This is a genomic window from Marinovum sp., assembly GCF_034669705.1.
GTDB lineage: Bacteria > Pseudomonadota > Alphaproteobacteria > Rhodobacterales > Rhodobacteraceae > Marinovum.
The window spans coordinates 23,215-33,857 of record NZ_JAXMOR010000046.1 but is presented as its reverse complement, the minus strand read 5'-3'; the positions used below and the strand labels follow the sequence as shown (position 1 = coordinate 33,857).

Sequence of the window (10,643 nt, the reverse complement as noted above, 5' to 3'; positions counted from 1 at the left end):
CACCGGTCTCGGCCTCTATCAGACCCGGCGTTTCGCGCGGGAGGCTGGTGGAGATATCGCCGTCACAAGCGAGCTTGACCGCGGAACGCGCGTGCAAGTTCTGTTGCCGGTGGAAGACAGTTCTTCGCGGTGACGACCGGACCCTCATGACTCCGATCAAGACACTTTTCACCCCACCTGGAAATCCTCGCGTTGCGCTGGCTGATCCTTCTCGAGACGGCCACACTGACCTCGATCACCTCACCTCCGGTGAACCTCTGATTGGAAAATCTCTCATGACATCCCTCAACAGACGAACTTTCGTGGCCGGCGCTGCCGCTATTAGCGGAATGGCCGTCCTGCCACGCTCTGCATTAGTGCAGGAAGCCTTGCCGGTCCTGCGGGCCGCGCCCTCCATGGCGCAGCTCGCCCCGGCCGGATTTCCGGCGACGCCGGTCTGGTCCTACGCCACGCAAGGGGCTGGCCTGATCCCCGGCCCGGAAATCCGCGTTCGCGCGGGCGAGCGTATCCGCCGCCGACTCGTCAACGATCTGCCACAACCGACCGCCGTTCACTGGCATGGCATCCGGATCGAAAACGCAATGGACGGCGCGGCACCGCTGACCCAAGCCGCGGTTCCCCCTGGCGCAGGTTTCGATTATGACTTTGTCGCCCCCGATCCCGGCACCTATTGGTATCACTCCCACAATCGCGGCTGGGAACAGGTCGCGCGCGGCTTGGCTGGTCCTCTAATCGTCGAGGACCGCGCGCCATGGCTGGGAGAGCCAGGTGCCGCTACCCGCGAGCTGACGCTGGTGCTCGATGACTGGCTGCTCGACGCGAACGCGGAACTCGTCGAGGACCGTTGGGATGATCTCCACGCCGCGGCCCATGGTGGACGCCTGGGCAACACCGTCACCGTCAATGGCGCGGCCTACCCGGATCTCGAGGCTCGACCGGGCGAACGGGTGCGGCTGCGGCTGATCAATACCGCGACGGCGCGGATCATGCCGCTGGCTCTGCCGGGCCTCTCGCCACGTCTGATCGCATTGGATGGCCACCCGGTTCCGCCGCGCGATGTCGAAACGATCCTGCTCGGGCCAGCGCAGCGCGCGGATGTGGTCGTCGACGTGCCACTGGACCTCGAGGCACCATCCGCCCTTTTCATCGACGCTGGAAATGGAGAATGGGTGAGTATCGCGGCTATCGCAGCGGGCGGTCAGCCGCTTGAACCTTCCGAAGAGGCCCTTTTGCCCCTGCCTGCATGGGGCACGCTCCGCGCTCCTGACCTAGCGGCTTCGCAACGCGAAACCCTGGTGATGGAAGGCGGGGCGATGCGGGGCATGAGCGAGGCCGTCTATCGGGGCGAGACCATGGATTTCCGCGAACTCGCGTCGAACGGCATGGTATGGGCCTTCAATGGCGTTGCGCACGGGATGGACACGCCGATGTTTCGTGCTGATCTCGGTCGGACGGTGCAACTGGAAATGACCAATCGCTCCATGTTCCCGCACGCCATCCATCTCCATGGTCATCACTTCGAGGTTCTGGCGCGCAGTGGAGCTCTGAACACGTCGGGCGATGTCAGGGATACCGTTCTGATTGGCGCTGAGGAAACCCTGGAGATCGCTTTCGTGGCGGACAATCCGGGCAAATGGATGCTGCACTGTCACATGCTCTCGCATCAGGCCTCCGGCATGATGGGCTGGTTCGGGGTCGGCTGACAATCTGGAACCCGCTTAGTGCCGGGATCGGCCCCGGCGGCGCCACGGTGGCGCTCGTGGCGATCGGCGGTGTGTAGAACCGGCTGGGACGCCGGGCGACAACTTCGATCGGTGGATGGAGCGTCTTCAAGGCCGTTTACCTCGATAAACGCGAGTTGACCTGTGCTTGCGTGGGCGGCGGATGGAACATGCCCTCGGGATCCATCTCGCCGACAGAGAACTTGGTGATGTTGGGCATGGGAAATTGGATGCTTTCCGGACAGGTCTTGAGATAGGGAAGATGCGGGATACCTGGCGTTAAATTTCGACGCATGAAGGTCAGTTCTTGGAAATCGCGTTTGATGCGCTCGAATGCCTGCAAGGGCCGTGACCGCCGCGACGCCGCGTCACCGATCCGAACCCTGGCTCGACAATCACCAAGGGGGGCTATTTACGCTGAAGGGCCGGACCGATCTGATCTGCCTGCTGGCCGCGCGGCGGAAGATGGCCAAGCTTTAGTGTTCGCCGGACCGGTCAAAATCCCTGCTTTGTCAACTCGGCGGCGATCCGTGTGCGGGATGCTGCATGGCGGGTCGGGAACGCGGAGAAGTAGTCGGCCTTGGTCGCATCTGGCTTGCGGTTGCGGATGTCCTGCCGCAGGCAGCCAGCGCGCTCGTGCCGGTCTGCCAACCCGTTGGCCGCAAGTGCGATCATCCCGATGAGATAATGGGCCCCGGGCTGCATCGCGGCAAGGTCGGCCCATGCGGCAGCGGCGTCGTAGTCTTCCTGCTGCATGAGCAGCTGTGCCCGCACGCCATGCACTCCGTAGAGAAGCGGGTCGAGCGGGCTGAGATGCAAAGATGTCTCAAGCGCCCTGATCGCCGTCCCCGCATCGCCGATCAGCATTGCCGTAAAGGCCGCGGCATAGAAGCCCTGAGCGTAGTTTGGATTCAGCGTTGTTGCTCGCGAAAGCCACTCGGCTGCAACAATAGGCTGGTCGGTCAACCAGAACGACCGGCCCATCGTGAAGTTCGCAAAGGGATCGAGCGCGTCCAGTTCCAGCGCCCGCTCGGCGTGCTGCCGCGCGGCACGCGCCGCCGCTGCTCTGTCGGAATCGAGGCGCAAGAAGGCTGCAAGGAAGCTTGTAAAGGAGAGCCCCGCATGCGCGCGGGCGAAGGCGGGTTCTGACGTGATTGCACGTTCGAAGCAGGCCCGCGCCTGCTGTGTGTCCGCCGCGGTAAAGCGATAGAGGTGTCGGAGGCCGACATGATAGTTGGCCCAAGCATCGAGATCCTCGAGATTGCTGAGCTGAGCGACGCGCGCTTCATTGAAGGGGATGTGCGCCTCGAGCGCGGCAACCAGGTGGGCGACGATCCGGGTCCTCAGTTCATCCATGCCGTCGAGCGTGGACACGAGCCGGTCGGCCCAGAGCACCTGCCGGGACCCGGACTCGACTAACTCCAGCGTGACCGCGAGCCCGGTGCCGCGCTGCTCGATGATCCCGGTGAGGACGTAGCGCGCCGATAGGGCTGTCGCGACCAGATCGATTTCGGCCGCGCCACCCCCGAAGCGGAACGAAGAGCCACGGGCGATGACCGCCAGCCAGCGCAGCCGAGATAGTGCCTCGATGATCTCATGCGGGATCGCTTCGGCCAAGACGCTGAGGTCGGGCTCTGCCCCGAGCGGCCTGAAGGGGAGAATTGCGATCGACGGCCTTCCGGAGAGCTGCTCGGGAAGACCGTTGGTCTCAGGGCGCGATGCTGCTCGCTCGGGCGCCAAGGTCGTGACCTCTGCGACGAAGCGAAAGCCCCGCCCGTGGACTGTCTGGATCACCTTTTGCCGGGCGCCGTCGTCGTCCACGGCCTGACGCGCCGAGCGGATGCGGCTGGAGATGCTGGCGTCTGAAACCGCTCGCCCTTGCCAGACCGCCTCCACAACTTCGTCCTTGGAAACCATCCGGCCATGGTGCCTGACGAGATGAACCAACAAGGCAAGCACTTGCGGCTCGAGAGACACGGGAACGCCGTGGCGCGCGAGCTGGAAAAGATCAGGGTCGAGATGAAAGTCTCCAAACGTCCAAGCCATGAACAACTCTACACGAAGTTGGTCGTGTCCTACAGGAAATCTTCAGATTGCCGTCAAGCATCGGGCACGGCGTCCCGGTAGTTTCGACGGTGCCGGGGGACTGCCTTCCAGCATCGCAACAAGGGAACCAGGACCATGACGGAACAAGCGATCGAAACCCGGAGCTTTGACACTCCCGACCAGCGGCTCGACATGAAGGAGATGGGCGGCATCTCGATCCTCCAGATGTCGGACGGCAGCACCGGAATGCACGCTGTCTTCGAACCGGGCTGGACCTGGGAAAAGGATGAAAAGCCCTTGCTCGGGTCGCCGGATACCTGCCCGATGCGGCACACGGGTTACTGCATCTCGGGAAAGCTGGTCGTGCGGATGCTGGACACCGGAACGGAAACGCCGATCAGCATGGGCGACTTCTTTGAAATCCCGCCGGGGCACGACGCCTATGTCGACGGCGCCGAGCGGGTCGAACTGATTCTCTTTGCCCCGCCCGAACACCAGCACTGAACGCAAACGGCGCAACGCCAATCTGCCCACAACCTTGAACAGAACCGGAGAAAAGTCGTGGATATCATGACGGCACATACCACAGAGGGCCGTGGCCGCCTTTACGCCAGCGTGCTCGACACGATCGGCAACACGCCCGCGATCAGGATCAACCGCCTCGCCCCGAAGGCCGTGGAGCTTTACGTCAAGGCCGAGTTCTTCAACCCGGCCGGGTCCGTCAAGGACCGGCTGGCATTGAGCATCATCGACGAGGCCGAACGCAACGGCAGCCTGCGCCCCGGTCAGACGGTCGTCGAGGCGACCTCGGGCAATACCGGGATCGGGCTCGCCATGGTCTGCGCGGCGAAGGGCTACCCGCTGGTGGTCACGATGGCCGACAGCTTCTCGGTCGAGCGGCGCAAGCTGATGCGGATGATGGGGGCCAAGGTCGTGCTGACGCCGAGGGCGGAAAAGGGGCTCGGAATGTATCGCAAGGCGGTGGAACTCGCCGACGCAAACGGCTGGTTCCTTGCGCGCCAGTTCGAGACCGACGCCAATGCCCGCATCCACGAGAACACGACGGCTCGGGAGATCCTTGCGGATTTCGATGGGCGCCGTCTCGACAGCTGGGTCACCGGCTACGGCACGGGCGGGACGGTGACGGGCGTGGCCCGCGTCCTGCGCCGCGAACGGCCGGAGACAAAGATCATCCTGTCCGAACCCGCCAATGCGCAGCTTCTTGGCAGCGGTCATGTCCAGGCCCGCAATGCCGACCATTCTCCCGCCGAGAGTCACCCGGCCTTCGAGCCGCATCCGATCCAGGGCTGGACGCCCGATTTCATCCCTCAAGTGTTGCAGGAAGCCGTCGACGACCGGCTCTATGACGAGCTGATCCCCGTCTCCGGCCCCGAGGGCATCGCCTGGGCGCAGAAACTTGCGCAGTCCGAAGGCATCCTGACCGGCGTCTCGGGTGGGGCGACATTCGCCGTCGCCATGAAGGTTGCCGAGCGGTCCGAACCCGGCGCCGTCATTCTCTGCATGTTGCCCGATACCGGCGAGCGCTACATGTCCACGCCGCTTTTCGACGCGATTCCGGAGGAGATGACCGAAGAAGAGACCGCGCTGTCCCGATCGACCCCCGGCTATCGGCTGGAATGATCCATGTCGGACGCACCGGAAACGCTTGACCCTGGTGATTGGGACGCCCACCGCGCCGTCGCCCACCGGATGGTGGACGATGCCGTCGACTACATCCGGGACATCCGGTCCCGGCCGGTCTGGCGGGACATGCCGCCGGCCGTACGGGAGCGTTTCCGAGAAGGCGTGCCACGGGACGGCCAGAAGCTCGACGAAATCTATCGCCAGATCGAAGCGGACCTCATGCCCTATCCGATGGGCAACATCCATCCGCGGTTCTGGATGTGGTATATGGGAGCGAGCAATTTCACCGGAGCCTTGGGGGATTTCCTTGCCGCCATCCTTGGTTCCAACCTTGGCGGAGGCGACCACGCCGCGGCCGAGATCGACAAACAGGTCGTCGGCTGGCTGAAGGAGATGGTGGGCTATCCGGCCTCGGCCAGCGGAACGCTGGTCTCTGGCGGGTCGATGGCCAACCTGATTGGCCTGACCGTCGCCCGAAACGCGATGTCCGGCATCGACCTGCGAGAGCTGGGCCTCGCGGCATTGACCGCGCCGATGCGGTTCTATGGCTCCGACCAGATCCATTCCTGTCACCAGGTCGCGGTCGAAGCGATGGGCCTGGGCAACCGGGCGCTGCGGCGTGTGAGTTCCGACGCCGCTTGCCGGATGGACCTTTCTGCGCTGCGCAATGCCATCGCCGAGGATCGGGCAGCCGGGGTTCAGCCCGCCTGCGTCATCGCGACGGCCGGGACCGTCAATACCGGGGCGATCGACGATCTCGATTCCATCGCCGATCTTTGCGCTGCGGAGGGTTTGTGGATGCACGTGGACGGCTGCATCGGTGCGCTTCTCGCCATCGCGCCCAAGGGCTGCGCGCTGGTGCGCGGCCTCGACCGCGCGGATTCGGTCGCACTCGATCCGCACAAGTGGCTCCACGCGCCGTTCGAGGTCGGCTGCGCGCTGGTCCGGGACGCCGGGGCGCATCTCGGGACGTTCTCGACAACGCCGGAATTCTTGGAAAGTGCGTCGCGCGGCATTGCCTCGGGCACATGGCTGCACGACTTCGGGCTCCAGACCTCGCGCGGGTTCCGCGCCCTCAAGGTCTGGATGGCCCTCAAGGAGCACGGCCTGGCGAAGTTCGGCCGGCTGGTCGATCAGGACCTCGCCCACGCACGCTACCTGTCCGAACTGATTACCGCCACCGCCGGGCTGACCCTGTGTTTTCCCACCGCCATCAATATCGTCTGTTTCCGCTACGATCCCGGCGGATTGTCCGAAGCGGTGCTAAGACGACTGAATACGGAGATCATGGTGCAGATGCAGGAAGCCGGCCTCGCCGCCGTGTCGGACACCACGGTTCAGGGGCGTCACTGCCTGCGCGCAGCGATCAACAACCACCGGACCGTATCCTCCGACCTGGATGAGCTGGTTGCAGAAGTTGTTCGGCGAGGCCGGGCGCTCGTTGTGGAAGCGATCGCCGACTGACGACATGACAACCGGTTGAACCCGCCCGCGCGCGTATGGCTGAAGCTGGAATCGAACCATCGGTCGGCAGCGTCGGGGGATTCGTATGACAACGCTCTCGCCGAGACGGTCAACGGCCTCCACAAAACCGAACCGGTCCGTCGCCAGGTGTCATGGCGCAAAATGCAGGGTCTGGGAATGGCCACTCTCGGCTGGGTCGATTGGTTCCACAACCGCCGGCTGCCTGGACCCATCGAGCAGAACATCGGGTGGCAGACCTGAAGGCGCGACATGACGGTCGAGGCTTGCGCCCAGATCGACAAGGAGGAGATCGATCCCATTCTCGGCCACGAACGCGACCTGATCATGCCCTCAGGCCATTTGGGAAATTACACCAGCTTGACGGAAGTGACCACAAAGTTAGCAGCAAAAGGAGCATAGTTGGCACAGTCAGAAGGTGCGAAAGTCGCCGTAGGTTGACGCATTTCTGTTGCGGCAGCAGCTCTGTCCCGCAAGCGCACTTCCCCTGACACGTTGCGTTCTATGCAGCATTATCAGGGGGGTAGTGGCGGAGAGACAGGGATTCGAACCCTGGGAACCCGTGAAGGCTCAACGGTTTTCGAGACCGCCCCGTTCGACCACTCCGGCACCTCTCCGCGGGGGTCTGGGGGCTGCGTTTAATCCGACTTCCGGCGGGGTGCAAGCGGCAATCGGAACTTTTTTCAGCATTTCATGCCGGGTGTTTTTCTGCCGTTTACCGGGGCTTGCGCAGATTGCCCGGCGGCCCGGCTTGGAAACCGATCGGCCAACGGTTAGATTCAGCCGAACGCCACCCGACCGGAGCCCCCCGAATATGCTGCACCGCATCCTTCCCCTCGCCACCGCCGCGGCGCTGGCGCTTGCCGCGCCGGCCTGGGCCCAGGCCACGCGGGCCACCGATGCGCTGCTCGACCAGCTCGGTTTGCCGCAGACGGTGGCGGTGATGCGCCAGGAGGGGCTTGATTACGGCGCTGAACTGGCGCTCGACATGCTGCCCGGCGGCGGCGGGCGCAGCTGGACCGAGGTGGTGCAGCGGATCTATGACACCGACCGGATGGAGGCCACCGTGCGCGACGGCTTTGCCACCGCCTGGGCCGAAGAGGATGTGCCGCTCGAGGGGGTGACGGGGTTCTTTGCCTCTGACGCCGGTCAGAAGGTGATCCGGCTCGAGATCTCGGCACGCGAGGCGATGACCGATCCGGGCGTCGAGGAGGCGGCCCGCGACGCCTATCGCGTCAGTGCCGATGAGAGCGACCCGCGGCTCGGGCTGATCGGCGATTTCATCGAAGCCAACGACCTGATCGACGCCAATGTGGTCGGCGCGATGAACTCGAGCTACGAATTCTACGCCGGGCTGGTCGATGGCGGCGCCTTCGAGATGAGCGAGGAGGAGATCCTCGCCGTGGTCTGGGACAGCGAGGCCGACAGCCGCTCGGACACCCGCGAATGGCTCTATGCCTACATGATGCTGGCCTATCGTCCGCTGGAAGAGGCGGCTTTGCGCGACTATGTCGAATTGGCGTCGAGCCCGCAGGGCAGGGCGCTCAACCGGGCGCTGTTTGCCGGCTTTGACCGGATGTATGGCGAGATCTCCTATGCGCTGGGCCTCGCGCTGGCGCGGCAGATGACGGCGCAGGAGCTCTGAGCCGACGCCTTGTGGGGCAAATGCCGTGCAAATCGGGTGAAAACCGCTTGACAGGCGGCGCCATCCTCTGAATAAGGCCCACACCCCGCCGGGCCTGTGCCTCGCGGGGTTTGATATTCATGACGCTCCGACATGGGGCGCGCTGTTCGCGGCGGCAGATGCCACCAACGCCGGGCAACCGGGGCCACAGAACGCGGAAACAAGGGAAGACGAGAATGTTCGCAGTCCTCAAGACCGGCGGCAAGCAATACAAGGTTTCTTCGGGCGACATGCTTCGCGTCGAGAAACTGGCTGCCGATGCCGGTGAAAAGGTTCAGTTCAACGACGTGCTGATGCTGGGCGGTGACACCACCGTCGTCGGTTCGCCGCTGGTGAGCGGTGCCGCGGTTCAGGCCGAAGTGATCGACCAGATCAAGGGTGACAAGGTCATCCACTTCGTCAAGCGCCGCCGCAAGCACAGCTCGAAGCGCACCAAGGGCCACCGTCAGCAGCTGACGCTGATCCGGGTGACCGACATCCTCGCCGACGGCGCCGACAAGTCCGGCGTCAAGGCAGCGATCGGCGCCGGTTCGGTGACCGGTGCGGCCCCTGCCGCGGCTCCGAAGGCCGAGACCGCCGCAGCCCCGAAAGCCGAGGCCGCCGCCGGTGACGATCTGACCAAGATCACCGGCGTGGGCCCTGCGGCCGCGAAAAAGCTGAACGAAGCCGGGATCACCAGCTTTGCCCAGCTTGCAGAGGTTGACGCTGACAGCTTCGATGCCGTCAAGGTCAAGCCCGAATGGACCCAACAGGCCAAAGAACTGGCCGGGAAATAAGGAGAGTACCCCATGGCACATAAAAAAGCAGGCGGCTCCTCCCGCAACGGTCGCGACTCTGCCGGACGCCGTCTTGGCATCAAGCTGTTCGGTGGCCAGCATGCCATCCCCGGCAACATCATCGCGCGCCAGCGCGGCAACAAGTGGTGGCCGGGTGAAGGCGTGGGCGAAGGCAAGGATCACACCATCTTTGCCACCGTCGAAGGCCACGTGACCTTCCGCAAGGGCTTCAAGGGCCGGACCTTCATTTCCGTTCTGCCGGCTGCCGAGGCCGCGGAATAAGCCGACCTTAAGGTTTGCATGACAAACAGCGGGGATCGGCGAAAGCCGGTCCCCGTTCCCGTTGTACGCCCCCCCCCCGGAGGCACGGGCGCCCTGCGGCGTTTTGCGCCTTCGGAAATTAATCACTTTCTGATATCAAAGCGCTATGAGTCAGCACGGACGGTCAATATCGCATTCGGCGCAAGCCGCACCCGGGAGGAGGGTGGACCCCTTGCATGGACTCTGGTCAATCGCCATCTCAGTGCCATGTTTCCGGAGTAATCCGAACGGGTTCGACGATGGGCAGACCGCCGCGACCCTGTCAGGACACCATTGACCCGACCCGTGACCCGGGGCCGAACCGCCCCGGCGGCACAGGTCCCGGCCCCGAGACTGCCGTTTTTGAGGAGGAACTGCATGACCGCCCAGCAATATCTGGTTGCCCAACCCCTGATCGAAACCGAACGCGTGGACCTGCGTCCGCTGCGCCGCTCGGACATGGGGCTGATCGAGATGCATGCATCCGACGAACGCGTTGCCCGCATGACCACCTCGATCCCGCATCCGATGCCGCCCGGGGTGACCGAGGCCTTCGTCACCCGTGCCATGGCCGCCGATCGCGTCGAGGATGTCTGGGCGATGGACGGCACACGGCTCGACGGGCCCGAGCTGATGGGGCTGATCTCGCTCGAGCGGATGGACCGCAACCAGTCGGAAGTGGGCTATTGGGTGGCGCCGGCGTTCTGGAACACCGGGCTGGCCTCGGATGCGGTGCGGGCGCTGGTCGAGGCCAACCCGATGGACAATGACACCCTGTTCGCCAGCGTCTTTCAGGACAACCCGGCCTCGGCGCGGGTGCTGACCAACTGCGGCTTCAACTACATCGGCGACGCCGAGAGCTATTCGGTGGCCCGCGGCGGGCAGGTGCCGACCTGGACCTACCTGCGCAAGCTGCGGTGACGGGCCGGGGGCGGTCTGGGGGCTCTGCCCCCGTCCTCGCGGGCGAGGACTCCCCCGAGGGTATTTGAA

At 64.4% G+C, this 10,643-nt stretch carries 12 protein-coding genes, 1 tRNA gene and 1 pseudogene; 11 read left to right on the top strand and 3 right to left on the bottom strand.

What is annotated here, in order from left to right:
- Together VOI27_RS23200 and VOI27_RS21580 are read left to right on the top strand one after the other, a co-directional pair.
- On the top strand, positions 1-133 hold a 133-nt coding region (locus VOI27_RS23200), incomplete at its 5' end, for an ATP-binding protein (RefSeq protein WP_416374708.1).
- A 13-nt stretch (positions 134-146) separates the two neighbouring features.
- Positions 147-1,703, top strand: coding sequence for a multicopper oxidase family protein (locus VOI27_RS21580; protein WP_323768453.1), 1,557 nt, complete (start codon positions 147-149; stop codon positions 1,701-1,703).
- Positions 1,704-1,839: 136 nt separating this feature from the next.
- On the opposite strand, the gene VOI27_RS23195 is transcribed toward VOI27_RS21580, so the two are convergent.
- A complete protein-coding gene (locus VOI27_RS23195; protein WP_416374707.1) occupies positions 1,840-2,064 on the bottom strand; it encodes a hypothetical protein in 225 nt (74 codons plus the stop codon).
- 152 nt (positions 2,065-2,216) lie between these two features.
- A complete protein-coding gene (locus VOI27_RS21570; protein ID WP_323768451.1) occupies positions 2,217-3,767 on the bottom strand; it encodes a winged helix-turn-helix domain-containing protein in 1,551 nt (516 codons plus the stop codon).
- Between the two features lie 135 nt (positions 3,768-3,902).
- Between VOI27_RS21570 and VOI27_RS21565 the strand changes: the two genes are divergently transcribed.
- From VOI27_RS21565 to VOI27_RS21545, 5 genes and pseudogenes are all read left to right on the top strand, one after another.
- Positions 3,903-4,271 carry a cupin domain-containing protein gene (locus VOI27_RS21565; protein ID WP_323768449.1) on the top strand — a complete coding sequence of 123 codons (369 nt, stop codon included), beginning with the start codon at positions 3,903-3,905 and terminating at the stop codon, positions 4,269-4,271.
- 66 nt (positions 4,272-4,337) lie between these two features.
- On the top strand, positions 4,338-5,408 hold the full coding sequence (gene cysK, locus VOI27_RS21560; RefSeq protein ID WP_323768457.1) for a cysteine synthase A: 1,071 nt from the start codon (positions 4,338-4,340) through the stop codon (positions 5,406-5,408).
- 3 nt (positions 5,409-5,411) lie between these two features.
- Entirely contained in the window at positions 5,412-6,875 is a 1,464-nt protein-coding gene (locus VOI27_RS21555) for an aspartate aminotransferase family protein (protein WP_323768447.1), read from the top strand.
- A 32-nt stretch (positions 6,876-6,907) separates the two neighbouring features.
- Positions 6,908-7,109, top strand: a pseudogene (locus VOI27_RS21550) (IS3 family transposase); the annotation flags it as partial.
- Positions 7,110-7,145: 36 nt separating this feature from the next.
- Positions 7,146-7,295: a hypothetical protein gene (locus tag VOI27_RS21545; protein ID WP_323768445.1), complete on the top strand. Its 150-nt coding sequence runs from the start codon at positions 7,146-7,148 to the stop codon at positions 7,293-7,295.
- A 125-nt stretch (positions 7,296-7,420) separates the two neighbouring features.
- On the opposite strand, the gene VOI27_RS21540 is transcribed toward VOI27_RS21545, so the two are convergent.
- Positions 7,421-7,510 (bottom strand) — tRNA-Ser (locus tag VOI27_RS21540).
- A gap of 197 nt (positions 7,511-7,707) precedes the next feature.
- Here VOI27_RS21540 and VOI27_RS21535 point away from each other — a divergent pair.
- From VOI27_RS21535 to VOI27_RS21520, 4 genes are all read left to right on the top strand, one after another.
- Entirely contained in the window at positions 7,708-8,538 is an 831-nt protein-coding gene (locus tag VOI27_RS21535; protein ID WP_323768443.1) for a DUF2059 domain-containing protein, read from the top strand.
- A gap of 215 nt (positions 8,539-8,753) precedes the next feature.
- Positions 8,754-9,353, top strand: a complete 600-nt coding sequence (locus VOI27_RS21530) for a 50S ribosomal protein L21 (protein WP_323768442.1) — start codon at positions 8,754-8,756, stop codon at positions 9,351-9,353.
- Positions 9,354-9,365: 12 nt separating this feature from the next.
- Positions 9,366-9,635, top strand: coding sequence for a 50S ribosomal protein L27 (rpmA, locus tag VOI27_RS21525; RefSeq protein ID WP_323768441.1), 270 nt, complete (start codon positions 9,366-9,368; stop codon positions 9,633-9,635).
- Between the two features lie 396 nt (positions 9,636-10,031).
- The gene (locus VOI27_RS21520; RefSeq protein ID WP_323768439.1) at positions 10,032-10,574 is read left to right on the top strand and encodes a GNAT family N-acetyltransferase; all 543 of its coding nucleotides are present in this window, start codon (positions 10,032-10,034) and stop codon (positions 10,572-10,574) included.
- Positions 10,575-10,643: the final 69 nt, after the last annotated feature.

Bases quoted from the DNA above. Each gene is read 5' to 3' on its own strand.
- VOI27_RS21570 (WP_323768451.1), bottom strand. From the start codon at position 3,767: ATGGCTTGGACGTTTGGAGACTTTCATCTCGACCCTGATCTTTTCCAG.
- cysK (WP_323768457.1), top strand. From the start codon at position 4,338: ATGACGGCACATACCACAGAGGGCCGTGGCCGCCTTTACGCCAGCGTG.
- VOI27_RS21520 (WP_323768439.1), top strand. From the start codon at position 10,032: ATGACCGCCCAGCAATATCTGGTTGCCCAACCCCTGATCGAAACCGAA.
- rpmA (WP_323768441.1), top strand. From the start codon at position 9,366: ATGGCACATAAAAAAGCAGGCGGCTCCTCCCGCAACGGTCGCGACTCT.
- VOI27_RS21580 (WP_323768453.1), top strand. From the start codon at position 147: ATGACTCCGATCAAGACACTTTTCACCCCACCTGGAAATCCTCGCGTT.
- VOI27_RS21545 (WP_323768445.1), top strand. From the start codon at position 7,146: ATGACGGTCGAGGCTTGCGCCCAGATCGACAAGGAGGAGATCGATCCC.
- VOI27_RS21565 (WP_323768449.1), top strand. From the start codon at position 3,903: ATGACGGAACAAGCGATCGAAACCCGGAGCTTTGACACTCCCGACCAG.
- VOI27_RS21555 (WP_323768447.1), top strand. From the start codon at position 5,412: ATGTCGGACGCACCGGAAACGCTTGACCCTGGTGATTGGGACGCCCAC.
- VOI27_RS21535 (WP_323768443.1), top strand. From the start codon at position 7,708: ATGCTGCACCGCATCCTTCCCCTCGCCACCGCCGCGGCGCTGGCGCTT.
- VOI27_RS21530 (WP_323768442.1), top strand. From the start codon at position 8,754: ATGTTCGCAGTCCTCAAGACCGGCGGCAAGCAATACAAGGTTTCTTCG.